Origin of the sequence: Streptomyces sp. NPDC051217 (genome assembly GCF_044455465.1) — a bacterium.
GTDB lineage: Bacteria > Actinomycetota > Actinomycetes > Streptomycetales > Streptomycetaceae > Streptomyces.
The window spans coordinates 750,907-770,030 of sequence record NZ_JBITEV010000001.1 but is presented as its reverse complement, the minus strand read 5'-3'; the positions used below and the strand labels follow the sequence as shown (position 1 = coordinate 770,030).

Below are 19,124 nucleotides of genomic sequence, written 5' to 3'. Positions count from 1 at the left end.
TTGATGGCCGTCGTGCGGGAGCGCCGTGACCGACCGGTGAAGAGGAGCGGACAGCGCGCTCCGGGAACGCCTCAGGGGCCGTCCGCGGAAGGCGGGCAACTCTCGGGCGGCGCTCCGTAGCACGTGACGATCGAGGCGGCGCGGTCGCGCAGGGAGGTACGCAACCACTGCGGGGCCAGGGCTTCCGCGTTCGTGGCGAGCTGCCACAGCGCCCATTCGGCGTGTCGTGAATCCTGGAAGGTCACCTCCAGCCGCAGCCGGCCGTCCGCCTCCGCCTCTTCGGATCGGACGGCCAGTGCGGTGGCCACCAGGTCCTCCCGCCGCACCGGGTTCACCCGTACCAGCACGGCGACTTGGTCACCGCCGGTCCGGAACCGCGTGCCACGTTCCTGCCAGGCCCGGTCCAGATCGACCCGGTCCGCCCGCTGCGCGGGTTCGGGGAGTTCCTCGGCGGCCAGCACCCGGGACAGGCGGTAGGTGCGGTCCGCGCCGGACCTCGTCGCCAGCAAGTAGCCCTGGTCTCGTACGGTCACCAGGCCGATCGGGTCCACCGTGCGCCACTGTGGTGTCTGGCCCGCGGCCGCGTAGCGGATGCGCAGCTTGTGTCCGGCGAACACCGCGCGCCGGACCTCGGCCACAATGGCGTCGGGCACTTCCTCGGCGACCACGCGGCGCGAGAGAAGGTCGGTCTCCGGGTCGATGAGGAGTCGCTCGGCCACGCCGGCCGCGGTGTCCCGATGGCTTTCCGGCAGCGCGTCGACCACCTTGAGCATGGCGGAGGCGAGCGCCGAGCCGAGGCCGAACGCCTGCGCGCCGCGCCGTGATCCGGCGACCAGCAGGGCGAGCGCCTCGTCGTGGTTCAGTCCGGTGAGCTCTGTCCGGAAACCGGGCAACAACGCGAACCCGCCGTTCCGGCCGCGTTCGGCGTAGACCGGGACGCCGGCCGCGGACAACGCCTCCATGTCGCGCAGCACGGTGCGGGTGGATACCTCCAACTCGCGGGCCAGCGTGGCCGCCGACAGCCGACCCCGCCGGCGCAGCAGCAGTACCAGCGAGACCAACCGGTCGGCACGCATACGAAAACGCTACCGGAATACATGACGAAGGGTGTCGTGATTTGTGCGGGAGGCTCCTCGACACGACGTCAGAACGGGCGGCTGCCGAGCCGTTGGACGTAGCTGCGTCGACGAATCGAATGGAGCTGATGTGGCTGTGGAGCGAACGGCGGTCAACCCGGTGCCGTGGTCGGTGGAGATGGGTTACCACCAGGGTGAGGTCGTCTCCGGGCACACCCGGACCCTGTACATCTCGGGGCAGACCGCGATGAGCGGCGACGGCGAGCCCCAGCATGACGGGGACATGGCGGCACAGTTGGCGCTGAGCCTCGACAACCTGGAGGCGGTGCTCGGCGAGGCCGGCATGTCCCTCGTGAACCTCGTACGGCTCAACGTCTACACCACCGACGTCGATCTGCTGTTCCAGCACTACGGCGGGCTGGCGGGGCGGTTGGGCGCTGCCGGGGTGGCGCCGACCACCACGATGCTCGGGGTGACACGGCTGGCTGTCCCCACCTTGATGGTCGAGCTTGAGGGAACCGCCGTGGCGTAACGCGACCTCCCAGACGCACCACGGGTACCGACGGCGGCGGGGCACCGTACTCCGGCCGGGTGAGTTCCGCTCCCGCCCGGTCTCGGCGGCCTCCAGGCTCACGGCAGGCGCTTCGACCCTGGTATTCCACAACCCGCCGGCTGGACGTGCCGGATTCGACGGCTCCTTTCCGGGAACAGATGAATGCTCCGTCTTTCCAACAGGAGGTACAGGTGACTGACAACGCGCGGGCATCCGGGGACCCGGTGAGCAAGTACCCACAGCCGGACTTCCCCCAGCAGGACCAGTCACATCCGGGCTGGAGCGGACCGATGGACCCGCCCCCGGACCACGGCGAAGAGTCCTACGAAGGCCACGGACTGCTCGTCGGCCGCAAAGCCCTCGTGACAGGCGGCGACTCCGGCATCGGACGCGCCGTCGCGCTCGCCTACGCCCGCGAAGGCGCCGACGTCCTCTTCAGCCACCTGGACTCGGAGGAGGAAGACGCCCGGGAAACAGTACGGCTGATCGAGGAAACCGGGCGCACGGCGGTCGCCGTCGCGTGCGACATCCGCCAGGAAGCACAGTGCCGCGCTCTCGTCGGCCGGACCGTCGCGGAGTTCGACCACATCGACATCCTCGTCAACAACGCCGCCTACCAGATGTCCCAGCCCGACGGCATCCAGGCCATCTCCACCGAACAGTTCGACCGGGTCGTCCACACCAACCTGTACGCCATGTTCTGGCTCTGCAAAATGGCCCTGCCATCCATCCCCAGAGGCGGATCCATCATCAACACCACCTCCGTACAGGCATACAAACCCAGCCCCCACCTGCTGGACTACGCCATGACCAAAGGCGCGATCGTCACCTTCACCCAAGGACTCGCCCAGATGTTGGCCAAAGACGGCATCCGCGTCAACGCCGTCGCGCCCGGCCCCGTCTGGACACCCCTCATCCCCGCGACCATGCCCGACACAGCCGAATTCGGAAAGCAATCACCCCTCGGCCGGCCCGCCCAACCCGCCGAAATGGCCCCCGCCTACGTCTTCCTCGCCTCCCCCCAAGCCAGCTACATCACCGCCGAAATCGTCAACGCCACCGGCGGCACCCCCCTCCCGTAGTGCGTGTTCCCCGGCAGTCGGAAAGGTCGGACATCGATGGATCACTCACAAGCTCCCGTACTCGAAGCGCTGGAGGCGTATCACCGCCGGGGGTACGTGCCGTTCACACCACCGGGGCACAAGCAGGGCCGGGGAACGGACGAGCGGGTCGCGGCCGTCCTCGGCGACGACGTCTTCCGCTCGGACGTCCTGGCCGTCGGCGGTCTTGACGACCGGACGTCGTCGGGCGGGGTGATCGAGCTCGCGGAGGAGTTGATGGCCCACGCCGTGCACGCGGACCACACGTTCTTCTCCACCTGCGGCAGCTCCCTGTCGGTGAAGGCCGCCATACTGGCCGTCGCGAACCCGCACGAGAAGTTGCTCGTGGGCCGGGACGTGCACAAGTCGGTGGTGTCGGGGCTCATACTCGCGGGCCTGCGGCCCGTGTGGGTCGCCCCCCAGTGGGACGCCGAACGGCACTTGGCCCACGCGCCGTCCCCCGCCGCGTACGAGAGGGCCTTCGCCGAACATCCGGACGCACGCGGCGCACTGGTCACCTCGCCCACTCCGTACGGCACCTGCTCCGACCTCGCGGCGATCGCGAGGATCTGCCACGAGCGAGGCCGGCCGCTCGTCGTGGACGAGGCGTGGGGCGCGCATCTGCCCTTCCACCCGGCGCTGCCGACCTGGGCGATGGACGCGGGGGCCGACGTGTGCGTGACCTCGGTGCACAAGATGGGTTCGGGGCTGGAACAGGGATCGGTGTTCCATCTTCAGGGCGACCTGATCGCGCCCGAGGTGCTCAAGAGCCGAGCTGATCTGCTCGCCACCACGAGCCCGTCCGTTCTCGTCTACGCCGCTCTCGACGGCTGGCGCCGCCAGATGGTCGAGCGGGGACAGGACCTCTACGACGGGGCGCTGGACCTTGCACGAACCGTGCGCGCCCGCGTCGGGGATATCGACGGCCTGCGCGTGCACGGGAGGGAGGACTTCTGCGGACCGGGGCGGGGCAGCGACCTGGATCCGCTCCAGATCGTCATCGACGTCTCCGCGCTCGGCACATCCGGTTACCGGGTCGCCGATCAGGTACGCGAGCGCCATGGCATCAACCTCCACACCTCGGACCACCGCCGTACGAACGCCCAGCTCACACACGCGGACGACGCCGGGACCGCCGAGGCGCTGCTGACCGCGCTCGCGGACGTCGCCGAGCACGCGGCCGAACTGCGCCCCGCCCCCGCCGTCGAGATCCCCGACCCCGCCGCCCTCCGGCTCGAACAGGCCATGCTCCCCCGTGACGCGTACTTCGGAGCGGTGGAGCGGGTGCCGTGGAAGCAGGCCGTGGGGCGGGTCTGCGCGGAGATGCTGACCCCCTATCCGCCGGGGATCCCGGTGGCGCTGCCGGGCGAGCGGGTCACCGTCGAGGTCCTGACGTACCTGCGAGACGGCGTGGCGGCCGGGATGGCCGTGCCGGACGCCGCGGATACCGAGGTCGAGAGCGTGCGGGTGGTCCTTGCTGAGTGAGACCGGGGCCGGGGGCCGAGGCTCCTCGTCAGCGTGGGGGCCGGTCCTGCCGCGAGCCCTTCCGGCCGCTCGCCCCGGCTTCCTTCAGGGGTCTTGGCCGGGCCAGGCTGACACAAGATCACGGTAGCCCGCGAAGCGGGGGCCGGGAACCGTGTCCTGGATCGGCCGGCCGTTGAGCCAGCATATTTCGAAGGCGTCGCTCTCGGTGTCGAGGTGAAGCGTGCCGCTTGTGGAGCAATCGACCGGCTCGCTCTTGAAGTGGGAGACACGGCTTCCAACGCGCGGGAAACTCACCGGCGTTGTCCCGAGTAGGGACGATGAGGCTTGTCCGCGGGCTTCTGGCACCACGGAGGCGGGGTACTGGAGGGCGGGGGCCGCCATGGGGACGGAGCGGCGTGCGGGAATGCTGTCCCGATTGGTGCACGGCGTTGTCCCGGTTGGTTCACGGCATCTGCCGTCGCGCCCGGCAGCGGCTAACGTTCCTGGTCGCGGGGCCGCATGCCGGTATGGCATCGCCCTGCGCGGGTTTCTGCTCTTACGACTTCACGGGGATACGCGAAATGGCCATGGGAGACAGCATGTTGGGTGGCAACACGGCGGGTGGGGGATCTTCCCGGCGGCGAGCACTGAGGCTGGCCGGGGGTGGTCTCACACTGGCGTTCCTGACGGCCGGGGCGGTCGGCTGCGAGGACACGGCGGACGGCGGGGGCTCAGGCGGATCCGAGGGATCCGCGGGTGACAAGCCGTCCGGGGGCGGCGCCCGTGAGGACGGACAGGCCCCGGAGCCGCTGTGGACGAAGTCGACCTCGGCACAGACCTTCGGTGACAACGACGAATTCGTGGCCGTGGGAGGCGTGGTGATCGCGAGCGGTGATCCGCTCGCCGCCTTCGACGCGGCGACCGGCAAGGAGCGGTGGTCGCTGGAGGGCGGTGCGGTCCCCGGTGCGCCGATGCTGGTCGGCAACGGCACCCTGTACCTGGCCAGCGGCAAGTACGACGGTACCGTCGCCGGCTACGACCCGGCTTCGGGCAGGGAGACCTGGCGCAGCCACCTGGGCAAGGACTACCGGCAGCCGAAGCCGATCGCGGTGGACGAGAAGCAGGTGTACGTCATCGCCGAGATACTTGAGGACGACGGTTCGTCCCGGACCAACGTGATCGCCGCGCTGAACAGCAGCACGGGCAGGGTGGCGTGGAGTGAACAGCGTGACCTCGGCACCATGCAGATGGGGGTCCACGCCGCTGTCCAGGGCCGGTATCTCGTGTACACCGACTTCAAGAAGAACCTCACGGTGCGCGACACCGCCACCGGTCAGCAGGTGTGGACACACAAGACGACAAAGACGAGCTACGGCTTCTTCGCCGTCCACGAGAATCTGGTGATCGTCCCGCAGGGGCAGAGCCTTCAGGCCTTCAGTCTGTCCGACGGCGCCGAGAAGTGGTCCATGAAGTCCGAGCGCCTCACCACGTTCAAGGAGCCTGCCGTCGTGGAGGGCGTGCTCTACATCGCCGACAGCAGCCGGACGCTGCGGGCCGTCGAGCCGGGGACCGGCAAGCAGATCTGGCAGTCCAAAGCCCTCGCGGACGCGGAGGTCCAGGTGACCCGGCAGTACGTCAAGGCGGGTGGCGTCCTCTACGGAGCCACGAGCCTCGACAAGCAGGGCGGTATCGTCGCCATCGACGCGAAGACCGGTGAACTGCGCTGGACGTTCAACGACAAGTCCGGCGACTCTCACGCGTGGCTGGTGGCCACCGACGGCAAGCGTGTCTTCGCCCTGCACGGCAAGAAGCTGCATGCCCTACCCACGTAGCGGAGGAACCCCACGAGGGCCCGGCGGCCCCGGGTGGGGTGGTGACGAGCCGGGCCCGAACGCCATCCGTCGTCGCCCGCCTCCGGGACCGGGCGGGCGAGTTCGGCGAGCAGCGCGGCTTGGGTGAGAAGCGGCGACGGCAGGAGGTCTGCGGCGCGTGCCGCGACGAGGGCGCTTCGCGCGGCGCGGCTTCCCGGGCATCGGCCGTCGCGGGCCGCGCGCCGTCTCCTTGTGAAGCGTCCGCCCGGTTCGGTCAGTCGGTATTCTCGCTGTCCTTCTCGCGCTGTCGCTCGCGTTGGCGTCGGCCGTACGCGGCGTTGCGGACGACGCCGTGCTCTTCGAGGCCGGAGCCGAAGGCGCCACCGACCAGCGCGACGGAGGCGACGACCCAGGAGAGATCCAGAGAGTCGGCCGCACCTGTGCCGTGCCCGAGGACTTGGGTGAGGATGCCGGTGTCGAGCAGAAGGTACGTCACCGCGGTGAGCGTGGCGAACAGGGTCACGTACAAACACAGGACTCCCAGGCCGATGGTGATGGCGGTGACGAGGTTGTAGAGGCGGGCACGGGCGCGGGGCAGATAGCCGTCGGGCCGCTCCCACAGCCGGTGGTCGATGATGATCCAGGACGTCAGAGCGGTCAGGCACAGGACGGCGAGTACGGTTTCGCGCCACCAGCCCAGACGGTCGGAGACCTGCCAGACGGTGCCGTTGAACAGCGAGTAGGCGGCGGTCGCGAAGACGCCGGCCAGGGCGCGGGAGAGCGAGGTGAACAGGAGCCAGGGCCGGTTGGCCTTCACCATGCCGGATATGAGCCGTCCGTATCCGGGCAGGCCGGGCACGACGTAGCGGTCGGGCATGCCACGGCCGGCGGCCATCGGTTGTCCGACGACCGGGTCCTTGGGCAGATCCTCGGGACCGGGCCGCGTGCTGTCGGGCAGTACGAGCCCGATCGCCGTGACGATTGCCCGGGCTGCCCGGCGGGTCAGGCGCACGGAGCCCAGAGCCGGCAGGGAGATGAGGGCCACGTGTGCGGTGCGGCCGATCTCGGCGCTGACCGGGCGATTTCCCTCCCGCCGGGGCAGGTCGGTGAGGAGCACCGCCACGTCCCACTCGATCTCGCCCTCGATGGCGGCGTCGAGTCGGTCGTGGACGAGCTCCACCATCTCGGAGACGCCGACCTGTTCATCGACGACGACTCCCGCGGTGAGCGTGCGCACCTGCCAGTCGACCCGGTCGGACAGTTTCTTCCTGAGCCGGGAGGGCAGGGTGGCACCCAGTTCCTCGACGATGTCCGCCGGCAGCCCCGGGTCGGCGACCAGAACGACGCGGACGACATCACGGGGCGTTGCACTATTCGTCATCCCTGCCTCCCTGCCTCCGGAGCCGGCTCCGGCCTCCGGTGCCGGCTCCGGTGCCGGCTCCGGTGCCGGCTCCGGTGCTGAACCGAAGGGCCCGGGGTCCGATCTGACCCGGGCCCTTGGGCCGTCCCGTCCGATGGTCGTCAGGCGGTCACGCCGTCAGGGTGCAAGACAACCTTGGTCCAGCCATCCAGGCGGGCGTCGAAATTCTCGTATGCCGTGGGTCCCTGATCGAGCTTCAGCTCGGGCGAGACGAAGCTCGGCTCCGCCTTCCCGCCCGCGTACGAGCCCATCTCGGCGAATCCGTACGCGGCCCCGGCGAGCGTCGGCTCGGGCTGCATGGTCAGGCAGTAGTTCGTCAGCCCTTTCTCACATTGCTTGCAGAAACCGCAGGCGATGTTGAAGAGCAGGGCGACATATTCGCCGACCTTCACCTTGCTCACCCCGGAGCCGGTCTCGACGACTTCACCGAGATTCTCGTGCCCCAGGGAGCGTCCCTTCTCGAACGAGGTGCGCCCCTCGTACATATGCAGGTCCGACCCGCAGATGTTGGTGGTGGTGAGACGGACGATGATGTCGTTGGGGTGCTCGATCCGGGCGTCCGGTACATCCGCCAGCTTGACGTCGTGGGGGCCGTTGTAGACACGTGCCTTCATCTATGGCCGCACATTCCGACCACCCGGCGCGAACCCGGAATGCCGCCGCAGACGGTGCCGGAGGCGGGGTGATCTGGTCGGTGGTTCCGGCTGTCACCCGGCGGCCGGAGCAAACGGCCGCGCCAGGCTCGTCCCATCCACTGTGACACTGATTGCGTGACCTCGCGCGCGTACGCCGAGAGATCCGCCGGGTGCTCTGTGAGACCAGGGATGATCCCGAGCAGGCGGGCGGCTCACCCGCATACGGGCCGGGACGTGGTCGTCAGCGACCTCGTGGACGCGTCCGCCCTTCTCGGCGTGCCCGCCCCGGCCGGCGACGACAGCATCGCCGGTTTCCGGCTCAGATTCCGTGGTCTGACCATTGAGCGTTCGGATGCCCTTGAAGTCGCGCTCGGAGAGAGCGGGCCATCTGGTCTGCCTGGTCAGTCGTTACCCGCTCCCGCTCAGGTCGCCGAAGCAGCTCGAAAATGCCCGGCCCACGATGCTCCGGCCGCAGATCTGCCATGCGCGGCACGATGTGGAAGTGCACGTGCGCGAAGCCTTCGGCCTCGGCAAATTGAACGACGTACGTCTTGGCGCAACCAGTCACGCTCCGGAGAGCCCGGGAGAGCTTGACCTGCCACATCCCCAGGGCAGATGCCTCAGCGTTGGTGAGGTCGTGGACTGCGGCGACGTGACGTCGGGGCAGCAGCACCAGCCAGCCGGGCACCGCGGTGTTGAAGCCGTGGGCCACCCGCCAGTGCTGATCATGTGCCACGCACTCGCGTGGTGGAAGGTCGTCGAACTCTGCTTCCTTGCTGCATGCGTAGCAGTCGGGAGTCGTCATGAGCCGAGATCGTAGAACGGTCTCGCCGGTGCCGGCGACGACGCCGGAGTTCCCTGGAAGGGTGAGGCCGCGATGACGGCGTCGCGGTCCCGGTCGATGCCCGCGGCGAGGGTGTGGAGGCCGGGCAGGTCGTCTCGGCGGACCCTCTGGTCCCCGCCTGGTCCCCAAAATGACCAAGGGCCGACCTCGGATTTCTCCGAAGCCGACCCTGACCTGCGACTCTCACGAGTCGGGACGACAGGATTTGAACCTGCGACCCCTTGACCCCCAGTCAAGTGCGCTACCAAGCTGCGCCACGTCCCGCTGTTCCCGTCGCCGACCGGGAGAACTCCCGTGCGGCCACAGTGGAGAACATTACCCCACGGCCGGACGGCGGCCGGCCGTCCCTTGGGGGGGAGGGACGGGAGACAATCGGGGCATGACGGAGAACCCGCGGGATCGAGACGTCGAAGGGCGGGCGCGGAGTGCGCGGCCGCGGGATGGGCTGGGGCGGCCGTTGGCCTACGGGGCGCCCGGGGTCGAGCGGGGGCCCGAGGGGGTCGTGCGGGCCCCCGGCGAGACGTTGCGGGAGGCGCAGCGGCTGCTCGATGCGGGGATGCCGTTCCACGCGCACGAGGTGTTCGAGGACGCGTGGAAGTCGGGGCCCGACGACGAGGAGGCGCTGTGGCGCGGGATGGCGCAGCTCGCGGTGGGGCTGACGCATGCCGCCCGGGGCAATCCGACGGGCGGGGCACGGTTGCTGCTGCGGGGTGCCGAGCGGATCTCCGGGCACGGGGCGCCGTACGGGATCGACGTCCCTGGGCTGACCGCCTGGGCCCGTGAGCTGGCGGGACGTGTCGGCGACGGGCCGGTGGATCCCACCGCCGAAGCGCCGCGCCTGACGAGGCCGGCCCGCCCTTGACGGGAAGGCGCGCCACCAACGGCTCGACGACCGCCCGCAGGAATTCCCGCGCGTCAACGAGGCCGTGGTGGCGCACCGCCACCGCTACGCCTGCTCCGCCTCGGCCGCGGAGATGCGGCGGGCCTACGGCACCGTCGACGGGGTGCCGCCGGACGGGTCCTTCGGCGACACCCTCATCAAGCACGACATGGTGCGCGGCACCACGCGGGTACACCGCTTCACGAAAGACGCGGCGACGTCGGAGGCCGTCTTCGTGCCGTCCCGTCCGGAGTCGAAATCGGCGGCGGAGGACGACGGCTGCACGCCGGCGTACGTCCACAACCTGGAGCGCGGCGCGTCCGACCTCGTCATCCTGTCAGCGCAGGACTTCACGGGCCGACCGGTCGCGCGGATCCTCTGCCGGGCCGGGTGCCCCTGGGATTCCACGGCAGTTGGGTGCCGGACGCGTAAGAAACAGCGGAGGGGGGTCCTGGTCAGTCCTCGACCAGGACCACCTCCAGCGTGCGCGGGCCGTGGACACCCTCGACCCGGTCCAGCTCGATGTCACTCGTTGCCGACGGCCCCGAGATCCAGGTCAGCGGACGGGTCGGGTCGAGTCTCGGCATCGCCTGCGGTACGGACGCGACGACCTGTTCCGGCGCCCGTACGACACAGATGTGGTGGTCCGGGATGAGCGAGATACGGCGCCGGCCCTGGTCGGGGCTCCCGTCCAGGACGATCGTGCCGGTCTCCGCGATGGCCACGGCGCAGCCGGTGACGACGCTGTCGACCTCGTCCAACTCCCCCGCGGTGGACTCCTCCCGGTCATGGATCCGGGTCGGATCGGCGGCGGCGAGCCAGGACGGGGGCAGGCCCGGCGGTACGAGCACCGTACGGGAACCGTGCTCGGCGAGCAGGCGCATCAGCAGTTCCGTGAGCCCGGCGGAGTCGGTGCGGTGGACGACGGCCCGGTAGTCGGCGAGGTTCTCGGCCAGCAGGTCGACCATCCCGGCGTCGGGGGTGTGCGTGTCGAGATAGCCGCGCGTCACCTCCGGGGCGTCGGGCGCGTCGGCGACAGCCGCGCGGACCCTGGCGAGGACGCGTTCACGCGAGCCCGAACCGGGGCCAGGGCCGGGGCCCGAGCCCGAACCGGGGCCTGATCCGGGGCTGGTGGCGGGGCCGGTGCTCATCACGGCTTCTTCCCCTCCGTGTTCGGCGTCGTGCCCGACTGCTTACGGTTCTTCTTCCACCAGTCGCGGAACGGCTCCGCCGGCATCTCCGGCAGCTCCCTGCTCCGCGTCCACGCGCCGGTGCCCGGCAGCTTCGACGGGTGCAGCTTGCGCGTCTTCGACGCGACCCGCTCCCCCGCCCCCAGCACGCCGGGATGGTCGAGAACCCACCCCGCCGCCTTCATCGCGGCCTTTTCGAGCCGGTGGCCCTTGCCGCCCTGATCGGCGACACGTTCCCGCAGGTGAACCAGCACCTCCGGAATGTCGATCGCGACCGGGCACACCTCGTAGCAGGCGCCGCACAGCGACGAGGCGTACGGCAGTGAGGCGTCGATCTCGCTCTGGGTGCCCCGGAGTTGGGGGCTGAGGATCGCCCCGATCGGCCCCGGGTAGACGGAGCCGTACGCGTGCCCGCCGGCCCGCTCGTACACCGGGCAGACGTTGAGACAGGCCGAGCAGCGGATGCAGCGCAGCGCCTGGCGGCCGACCTCGTCGGCAAGGGTGTCGGTGCGGCCGTTGTCGAGGAGGACGAGGTGGAAGGTCCGCGGCCCGTCGCCGTCGGCGGTCCCCGTCCACATCGACGTGTACGGATTCATCCGCTCGGCGGTCGAGGAGCGCGGCAGCGTCTGGAGAAAGACCTCCAGATCCCGCCAGGTCGGTACCACCTTCTCGATGCCCACGACGGAGATCAGTGTCTCGGGGAGCGTCAGACACATCCGGCCGTTGCCCTCGGACTCGAAGACGACGAGCGTGCCGGTCTCGGCGACCATGAAGTTGGCGCCGGAGATGCCGACCTTCGCGCGCAGGAACTTCTCGCGGAGGTGGAGCCGTGCGGCCTCGGCGAGGTCCGCGGGGGTGTCGGAGAGCCCCTTGGGCGCGGCGCGGCCCCAGTCGGCCATCTTCGTGCGGAAGATGTCCCGGATCTCGCCGCGGTTGCGGTGGATGGCGGGGACGAGTATGTGGGAGGGCCGGTCGTCGCCGAGCTGGACGATGAGTTCGGCGAGGTCTGTCTCGTACGCCGCGATGCCCTCGGCCTCCAGGGCCTCGTTGAGTCCGATCTCCTGGGTGGCCATCGACTTGACCTTGACGACCTCCCTCTCGCCGGTGGCCTTGACCAGGTCGGCGACGATCCGGTTGGCCTCGTCGGCGTCGGCGGCCCAGTGGACGGTGCCGCCCGCCGCGGTGACCTGGGCCTCCAACTGGAGGAGATAGCGGTCGAGATGGCGCAGCGTGTGGTCCTTGATCTGCTTCCCCGCCTCGCGCAGCTCGGCCCAGTCGGCGAGTTCGGCCACCGCCTTGGCGCGCTTGTCGCGGATGGTGTGGGTGGCGTGGCGCAGATTGCCGCGCAGGGTCTTGTTGTGCACGGCCTCCTTGGCCGCGCGCGGGAAGGACGGCATACCGACGAACGTCCCGCTCATACGAGGGGCTCCTCTCGGGTGCTCGCCAGGATGTCGGCGAGATGCAGGGCGCGCAGCGGTGCTTCCTCGCGGCGCAGAACGCCCCCGATGTGCATGAGGCAGGAGTTGTCTGCGCCGCACAGGACGTCGGCGCCGGTGGAGACGGCGTTGCTGACCTTGTCCTGGCCCATGGCGGTCGATACATCGGAGTTCTTCACGGCGAAGGTGCCGCCGAAGCCACAGCATTCGTCGGCGCCGGGCAGTTCACGCAACTCCAGTCCGTCGACGGCCTCCAGGAGGCGGCGGGGTCTGTCGCCGAGGCCGAGAAGCCGCAGGCCGTGGCAGGAGGGGTGGTAGGTCACCGTGTGCGGGAAGTACGCGCCGACGTCGGTCACTCCGAGGACGTCGACGAGGAATTCGGTGAGCTCGTAGGTACGGGCGGCGAGGGCCGCGGCCGAGGCGTCGCCGATCTTCGGGTAGTGCTGCCGGACCATGGCGGCACAGGATCCAGAAGGGGTCACCACGTACTCGTACCCCTCGAAGGCGGCGGCCGTACGGCGTACGAGCGGCTCGGTCTGCGCGCGGTAGCCGGTGTTGTACTGGGGCTGGCCGCAGCAGGTCTGCGCCTCGGGGAAGTCGACCTCCACCCCGAGACGTTCGAGGAGCCGCACGGTCGCGATCCCGGTGGACGGATACACCGCGTCGTTGACGCAGGTGACGAAGAGGGCGACACGCATGGCCGGAGCATATGCCGCGACCTGCGGCGAACGTAAGACCCGCGCAGACGTCCGATGAATCCACGTCCACATAAAGCCACCAGAAAGCGGGGCGGAAGCCGGGAGGAAGCCGGGAGGAAGGCTGACGAGGCCATGAGGCAGACTCGGCCCGGTGAGACAGATCTATGTGATCGGCATCGGCGCGGGCGACCCCGACCAGCTGACCCTCCAGGCGGTCAAGGCGCTGAACCGGGTGGACGTCTTCTTCCTCCTCGACAAGGGCGCGGAGAAGGCCGACCTGATCCGGCTGCGGCACGACATCCTCGCGGAGCACATCGCGGACGGCCGGGAGTACCGGCTGGTGGAGGCGCGCGACCCGGAACGGGACCGGACGGCCGGCGGCGCCGACTACTCCCCCGCCGTCGGCGACTGGCGCACCAAACGCGCCGGCATCTACGAGCGGATGATCACCGACGAGCTGGGCGACGACCAGGTCGGAGCGTTCCTGGTGTGGGGCGACCCCGCGCTGTACGACTCCACGCTCGGCATCCTGGACGAGATCCTGGAACGCGGCACGGTCGCCTTCGAGCACGAGGTGATCCCGGGCATCAGCAGCGTCTCGGCGCTGCTCGCCAAGCACCGCACGGGGCTGAACCGGGTGGCGCGCCCGGTGCAGATCACCACGGGCCGGCGGCTGGCGGAGGCGTGGCCGGAGGGGGTGGACGATGTGGTGGTGATGCTGGACGGGCACCAGTCGTTCCGCCACCACCTGGCGGAGGACCCGGTCATCCACTGGGGCGCGTACGTCGGGACGGCGGACGAGATCCTCGTCTCGGGGCGGCTCTCGGAGGTCGCGGACAGGATCGTGGAGCTACGGGCTCAGGCCCGCGCCCGCAAGGGCTGGATCATGGACACGTATCTGCTGCGGCGGGACTGAGCCCGAGCCGGGCGAGCGCGGCTCGTACGTCGGGGACTTCCGGTACGCCCTCGGGCGTGGGCGGCCGTTCGACCATGACCACGGGCAGGCCGAGTCCGCGGGCGGCGGTGAGCTTCGCGGCGGTGGCCGGGCCGCCGCTGTCCTTGGTGACGAGGACGTCGACGCGGTGGTCGAGGAGGAGAGCGGTTTCGCCTTCGAGGGTGTACGGGCCCCGGTCGAGAAGGATGTGGGTGCTGCGGGGCAGGGGCGGCTCGGGCGGTTCCACGGTGCGTACGAGGAAGTGCGACCCGTCCAGTTCGGGCCCGGCGAAGGCGGCGAGCCCCTGACGCCCGGTGGTGAGGAAGACGCGCCTGCCCCCCAGTACGGGGAGTTGCGCGGCGGCGTCCGCGAGCGAGCGGGCGGGGTGTCTGCGGTCTCGCGGGTCGACGGGCCAGCCGGGGCGGCGAAGGGCGAAGTGGTCGGTGCCGGATGAGGCCGCGGCCTGGGCGGCGTGGGCGCTGATGGTGGCGGCGAAGGGGTGCGTGGCGTCGACGAGAACGTCGATACGGTGCGCGACCAGCCACGCGGCGAGGGCGTCGGGCCCGCCGAATCCCCCGACGCGGACGTCCCCGGCGGCAGGAGCGGCCGGGTTCGTGACGCGCCCCGCGAGGGAGGTCGTCACGTGCGCGTCCGGGGCGGCGGTGGCGAGCGCGCCGGCGAGCCGACGGGCTTCGCCGGTACCGCCGAGGATGAGCACGCGCGGGTGGGGCATGGGGACGAGGCTACGGGGGCGGTACGGGTACGAGGAGGCGGACCCCGGCGCGTACGGCCGCCCAGTCGGTGTCGCACGGAAGGTCCAGGGCGCGGCGCAGCCAGGGGCCCTGGTCGCCGGTGACGAACGGGACCAGGGCCGACGGGACGGGCTCCAGCGCGGTCGACGTACGTTCCGTCGCTGTGGCGGAAGAGGTGGTGGCCGTCGGCCCCGATGTCGTACCAGCCGTCGGTCAGGCTGGATCAACTCAGGGAAGGTGCCTCGCCGCCCCACGGCCGGAGGCCGGTCACGGGTGTCAGCCCGAACCGAAAGCTGACAGCGCCTACGCCCCCCACCCCGCCTGCTCCCCGCCGACCCGCTCCGCCACGATCTTCTTTCCGTAGCCCGACTCGTGGTACGCCGCCACCGGGTCCGCGTCCGCGCCCAGTTCGGTGCGGACCTCGGCCACCAAGGGGCGTACGTCCGTGTTGTAGGCGTCCATCAGCGCCGCGTTCGCCGCCAGGACGTCGCCGGCCCGCTGGGCGGCGGCCAGGGCCTCGGCGTCCACCAGCAGGGCCTTCGCCGTCGCCTCCTGGACGTTCATCACCGAGCGGATGACCGCGGGGACCTTCTCCTCGATGTTGTGGCACTGGTCGAGCATGAAGGCGATGTCCGACGTGAACCCGCCGCCCCTGATCACCTCGTACATGATCCGGAAGAGCTGGAACGGGTCGGCGGCGCCGGCCATCAGGTCGTCGTCCGCGTAGAAGCGGGAGTTGAAGTCGAAGCCGCCGAGCTTCCCCTCCCGCAGCAGGATCGCGACGATGAACTCGATGTTCGTGCCGGGCGCGTGGTGGCCGGTGTCGACCACGACCTGGGCCTTCTCGCCGAGGCGCAGACAGTGGGCGTAGGCCGTGCCCCAGTCGGGGACGTCGGTGGCGTAGAAGGCGGGCTCGAAGAGCTTGTACTCCACCAGCATCCGCTGGTCGTCGCCCAGCCGTTCGTACACGGCGTCCAGTGCCGCGGAGAGGCGGTCCTGGCGGGCGCGGATGTCGTCCTGACCGGGGTAGTTGGTGCCGTCGGAGAACCAGAGCTTGAGGTCCCGCGACCCCGTCGCGTCCATGATGTCGACGCACTCCAGCAGATGCCCGAGCGCCTTGCGGCGCACCGCGGCGTCCGGGTGGCAGACGCTGCCGAGTTTGTAGTCGTCGTCCTGGAAGACATTGGCGTTGATGGTGCCGAGCCGCAAGCCGCGCTCCTGGGCGTACGCGGCCAGCGCGCCGTAGTCGTCGACCTTGTCCCACGGGATGTGGAGCGCGACGGTGGGCGCGACGCCGGTGTGGGCGTGTACGCGGGCCGCGTCGTCCAACTTCTCCCTGGGGGTACGGGGGACGCCCGGCCGGGCGAAGACCTTGAACCGGGTCCCGCTGTTGGCGTACGCCCAGGACGGTGTCTCGACAGCCTGCGTCATGAGGGCCGCCTTCACGGCGGAGATGTCGGATCGGCGGCTCGTCATCTCTCAACGCTCCATTCAGCAGACCATGAATCGATTCATCAAGGGCGATGATGAGCTGGGCCAACCCGCCTGTCAAGGCCCCGACTTGTCCACAGCGTGCACACTGCCCCTCCACACCGAAAAGACGAGGGTTTCCGGTGCACGCCCATTGACTCGAACCGCTTGGGACGTCTAGCTTCCGGGAAAAGTTGAATCCTTTCATGAGTAAGTCGGTGAATCACCGACACCACCGCCCACACCAGCCTCGCCGAGGAGCCCGCCATGGAAAAGCCCGACAAGGGCCCGGCCCCTGTCCTGGCGCTGAGGGGAGTCTCCAAAACCTTCGGAGCCGTACGGGCCCTGCACGACGTCTCCCTGGATCTGCGGCCCGGTGAGATCCACGCCCTGGCCGGTGAGAACGGCGCGGGCAAGTCCACCCTGATCAAGACTCTCGCCGGTGTCCACCGCCCCGACGAGGGGAGGATCCTGCTCTCCGGCGAACCCGTCGTCTTCCACGGCCCCGCCGACGCGAGGGACGCCGGGATCGCGGTCATCTATCAGGAGCCGACGCTCTTCCCCGATCTGTCCATCGCGGAGAACATCTTCATGGGCCGTCAGCCACGGCGTTCGGCCCGGCGTATCGACCGCAAGGCCGTCCACCGCGCGACGGCCGACCTGATGAGCAGGCTCGGCGTCGCGCTCGACCCCCGGCGGCCCGCGCGCGGGCTGTCCATCGCGGACCAGCAGATCGTCGAGATCGCCAAGGCGCTCTCCTTCGACGCGCGGGTCCTGATCATGGACGAGCCCACGGCCGCGCTCACCGGCGGCGAGACCGCCCGGCTGTTCTCCGTCGTACGGACGCTGCGGGCGGAAGGCGCGGCGGTGCTGTTCATCTCGCACCGGCTGGAGGAGATCTTCGGCCTCTGCTCGCACGTCACGACCCTGCGCGACGGCAGGCACGTCGCCTCCGAACCGCTCGACGGGCTCACCGAGGACGACCTCGTGCGCCGTATGGTCGGGCGCGATCTGGACGACCTGTATCCCAAGTCGGCGGCGGAGCCCGGCTCCACGGTGCTGTCCGTAGGCCGACTGACCCGTGAAGGCGTCTTCAGGGACGTGTCGTTCGAGGTACGGCGGGGTGAGATCGTGGCCCTCGCCGGGCTGGTGGGAGCGGGGCGCAGCGAGGTCGCGCAGGCCGTCTTCGGTGTGGACCGCGCGGACGCGGGCGAGGTGAAGGTCGACGGCCGTGTCCTGCCCGCCGGTTCACCGACGGCGGCGATGGAGGCCGGGCTGGCGCTCGTCCCCGAGGACCGGCGGCTGCGCGGTCTGGTGATGGAGATGTCCATCGAGCGGAACATCGCTCTGACGGGGCTGCGCGGCGTGCGCAGCCGCGGGCTGGTCAGCCGGGCGCTCGAACACGGGCGCGCCGCCGACTGGGCGGTGAGGCTCCAGCTCAAATACAGCAAACTCACCGATCCGGTGTCCGTCCTGTCCGGCGGCAATCAGCAGAAGGTCGTCCTCGCGAAGTGGCTGGCCACCGACCCGGCCGTGCTGATCGTCGACGAGCCGACGCGCGGTATCGACGTCGGTACGAAGGCCGAGGTTCACCGGTTGCTCTCGTCACTGGCCGCGGACGGACTCGCCGTCCTGATGGTCTCGTCCGATCTCCCCGAGGTGCTGCGCATGGCCGACCGGATCCTCGTGATGCACGAGGGACGGCTCACCGCCGAGATACCGCGTGAGCGGGCGACGGAGGAGACCGTGATGGCGGCGGCGACCGGTCGTACGCCGGACACGGACCGCACCGGACGTACGGCGGCGAAGGAGCCGACGCCATGACCAGCACGCTCGACAAGCCCACCCCGGAAGCCGCGGCCGAGGAAGGCCGGTCGGCCCGCTCGCTCGTCGACGCCGTCTTCCGCGCCCGGGAGATCGCGATCGGCGGCGCGCTCGCGCTGCTGATCCTCGGCACCTGGCTCGCCAACCCCGGCTTCCTCGACGACCAGGGCATCAAGGACCTGCTTCTCAACTCCTCGATCCTGGTGCTCCTCGCCGTCGGTCAGTCCGTCGTCGTGATGACCCGCAACATCGACCTCTCGGTCGGCTCGGTCGTGGGTCTCACGGCCTTCGCCTGCGGCCACTTCGTCTCCGGCACCGATCACAGCGCGCTCACCGTCGTCCTGCTCGGTATCGGGCTCGGCACCGTCTGCGGGCTCGTCAGCGGCGCGCTCGTCAGCTTCGGCCGGGTGCCCGCGCTCGTGGTGACGCTCGGCATGCTCTACATCATCCAGGGCATCGACCACGCCTGGGCGCACGGCGAGCAGATCAACGCCGTCAACGTCCCCGAGGGTGTGCTCTCCCTCGGCTCCGGCAGCGTCCTCGGCATCCCTTATCTGCCGCTGATCTCCGCCGCGGTACTCGCCGCGACCGGCTACTTCCTGCGTACCTACCGCAGTGGGCGTGAGCTCTACGCGATCGGGTCGAGCCCGGAGGCCGCGCGGCTGGCGGGCATTCCCGTACGGCGGCGGATCCTGGCCGCCTACGCGTTCTCCGGTGCCGTCGCGGGCTTCGCGGGCGCGCTGTGGCTCGCCCGCTTCGGCACCGTCGTCGCCGACGCGGCCAACGGCTGGGAGCTGACGGTCGTCAGCGCCGTCGTCGTCGGCGGCGTCGCCATCACGGGCGGCACGGGCAGCGTCTGGGGCGCGGCGCTCGGCGCGCTGCTGCTCACCACCATCGGCAGCGCACTGGTCGTCCTCAAGGTCGACTCCTTCTGGCAGCAGGCCATCACCGGTGTGCTGCTGCTCGCGGCGATCACCACCGACCGCGTCTTGCAGGTGCGTACGACCAGCGCGCTCAGGAAGAGGAGCCGGCGATGA

Annotated in this window: 16 protein-coding genes, 1 tRNA gene and 2 pseudogenes; 9 read left to right on the top strand and 10 right to left on the bottom strand. The window is 70.2% G+C overall.

Annotation, left to right across the window (positions count from 1 at the left end; genetic code table 11):
- Positions 1–71: 71 nt before the first annotated feature.
- Positions 72–1,076, bottom strand: a complete 1,005-nt coding sequence (locus ACIBBB_RS03540; protein WP_398978235.1) for a helix-turn-helix transcriptional regulator — start codon at positions 1,074–1,076, stop codon at positions 72–74.
- 136 nt (positions 1,077–1,212) lie between these two features.
- On the opposite strand from ACIBBB_RS03540, the gene ACIBBB_RS03535 reads away from it, so the two are divergent.
- From ACIBBB_RS03535 to ACIBBB_RS03520, 4 genes are all read left to right on the top strand, one after another.
- Entirely contained in the window at positions 1,213–1,608 is a 396-nt protein-coding gene (locus ACIBBB_RS03535) for a RidA family protein (RefSeq protein WP_398978821.1), read from the top strand.
- 212 nt (positions 1,609–1,820) lie between these two features.
- Positions 1,821–2,711 carry an SDR family oxidoreductase gene (locus ACIBBB_RS03530; RefSeq protein ID WP_398978233.1) on the top strand — a complete coding sequence of 297 codons (891 nt, stop codon included), beginning with the start codon at positions 1,821–1,823 and terminating at the stop codon, positions 2,709–2,711.
- A gap of 36 nt (positions 2,712–2,747) precedes the next feature.
- The gene (locus ACIBBB_RS03525; RefSeq protein ID WP_398978231.1) at positions 2,748–4,214 is read left to right on the top strand and encodes an aminotransferase class I/II-fold pyridoxal phosphate-dependent enzyme; all 1,467 of its coding nucleotides are present in this window, start codon (positions 2,748–2,750) and stop codon (positions 4,212–4,214) included.
- Positions 4,215–4,792: 578 nt separating this feature from the next.
- Positions 4,793–6,025, top strand: a complete 1,233-nt coding sequence (locus ACIBBB_RS03520) for a PQQ-binding-like beta-propeller repeat protein (RefSeq protein ID WP_398978229.1) — start codon at positions 4,793–4,795, stop codon at positions 6,023–6,025.
- Positions 6,026–6,278: 253 nt separating this feature from the next.
- On the opposite strand, the gene ACIBBB_RS03515 is transcribed toward ACIBBB_RS03520, so the two are convergent.
- The 4 genes and pseudogenes from ACIBBB_RS03515 to ACIBBB_RS03500 all read right to left on the bottom strand — a co-directional run bounded on the left by ACIBBB_RS03515 (position 6,279) and on the right by ACIBBB_RS03500 (position 9,167).
- Entirely contained in the window at positions 6,279–7,385 is a 1,107-nt protein-coding gene (locus tag ACIBBB_RS03515) for a hypothetical protein (protein ID WP_398978227.1), read from the bottom strand.
- A 260-nt stretch (positions 7,386–7,645) separates the two neighbouring features.
- Positions 7,646–8,038: pseudogene (locus ACIBBB_RS03510) on the bottom strand (alcohol dehydrogenase catalytic domain-containing protein); the annotation flags it as partial.
- 340 nt (positions 8,039–8,378) lie between these two features.
- Positions 8,379–8,864: an HIT family protein gene (locus ACIBBB_RS03505; RefSeq protein ID WP_398978225.1), complete on the bottom strand. Its 486-nt coding sequence runs from the start codon at positions 8,862–8,864 to the stop codon at positions 8,379–8,381.
- A gap of 229 nt (positions 8,865–9,093) precedes the next feature.
- A tRNA-Pro gene (locus tag ACIBBB_RS03500) sits at positions 9,094–9,167 on the bottom strand.
- Between the two features lie 115 nt (positions 9,168–9,282).
- Between ACIBBB_RS03500 and ACIBBB_RS03495 the strand changes: the two genes are divergently transcribed.
- Positions 9,283–9,765, top strand: coding sequence for a DUF309 domain-containing protein (locus tag ACIBBB_RS03495; RefSeq protein ID WP_398978222.1), 483 nt, complete (start codon positions 9,283–9,285; stop codon positions 9,763–9,765).
- 64 nt (positions 9,766–9,829) lie between these two features.
- Positions 9,830–10,108, top strand: a pseudogene (locus ACIBBB_RS03490) (carotenoid oxygenase family protein); the annotation flags it as partial.
- 130 nt (positions 10,109–10,238) lie between these two features.
- Here the strand turns inward: ACIBBB_RS03490 and ACIBBB_RS03485 are convergent.
- The 3 genes from ACIBBB_RS03485 to ACIBBB_RS03475 are packed head-to-tail and all read right to left on the bottom strand — an operon-like array spanning position 10,239 to position 13,107.
- Complete coding sequence (locus ACIBBB_RS03485; protein WP_398978220.1) at positions 10,239–10,934, bottom strand: lactate utilization protein C; 696 nt, start codon at positions 10,932–10,934, stop codon at positions 10,239–10,241.
- Positions 10,934–12,391 (bottom strand): LutB/LldF family L-lactate oxidation iron-sulfur protein, encoded by a 1,458-nt coding sequence (locus ACIBBB_RS03480; protein WP_398978218.1) that lies wholly within the window; start codon positions 12,389–12,391, stop codon positions 10,934–10,936. The genes ACIBBB_RS03485 and ACIBBB_RS03480 overlap by 1 nt, the downstream gene beginning before the upstream one ends.
- A complete protein-coding gene (locus ACIBBB_RS03475; RefSeq protein WP_398978215.1) occupies positions 12,388–13,107 on the bottom strand; it encodes a (Fe-S)-binding protein in 720 nt (239 codons plus the stop codon). The genes ACIBBB_RS03480 and ACIBBB_RS03475 overlap by 4 nt, the downstream gene beginning before the upstream one ends.
- 151 nt (positions 13,108–13,258) lie before the next feature.
- Here ACIBBB_RS03475 and cobF point away from each other — a divergent pair, with 151 nt between their 5' ends.
- Positions 13,259–14,023, top strand: coding sequence for a precorrin-6A synthase (deacetylating) (gene cobF / locus ACIBBB_RS03470; protein WP_398978212.1), 765 nt, complete (start codon positions 13,259–13,261; stop codon positions 14,021–14,023).
- Here the strand turns inward: cobF and ACIBBB_RS03465 are convergent.
- Positions 13,992–14,774: a cobalt-precorrin-6A reductase gene (locus ACIBBB_RS03465; RefSeq protein WP_398978210.1), complete on the bottom strand. Its 783-nt coding sequence runs from the start codon at positions 14,772–14,774 to the stop codon at positions 13,992–13,994. The two genes, cobF and ACIBBB_RS03465, sit on opposite strands and share 32 nt — an antisense overlap.
- A 322-nt stretch (positions 14,775–15,096) precedes the next feature.
- A complete protein-coding gene (rhaI, locus tag ACIBBB_RS03460; RefSeq protein ID WP_398978207.1) occupies positions 15,097–16,269 on the bottom strand; it encodes an L-rhamnose isomerase in 1,173 nt (390 codons plus the stop codon).
- Positions 16,270–16,530: 261 nt separating this feature from the next.
- On the opposite strand from rhaI, the gene ACIBBB_RS03455 reads away from it, so the two are divergent.
- Together ACIBBB_RS03455 and ACIBBB_RS03450 are read left to right on the top strand one after the other, a co-directional pair.
- Complete coding sequence (locus ACIBBB_RS03455; RefSeq protein ID WP_398978205.1) at positions 16,531–18,087, top strand: sugar ABC transporter ATP-binding protein; 1,557 nt, start codon at positions 16,531–16,533, stop codon at positions 18,085–18,087.
- Entirely contained in the window at positions 18,084–19,124 is a 1,041-nt protein-coding gene (locus tag ACIBBB_RS03450; protein WP_398978203.1) for an ABC transporter permease, read from the top strand. Before ACIBBB_RS03455 ends, ACIBBB_RS03450 begins: the two co-directional genes overlap by 4 nt.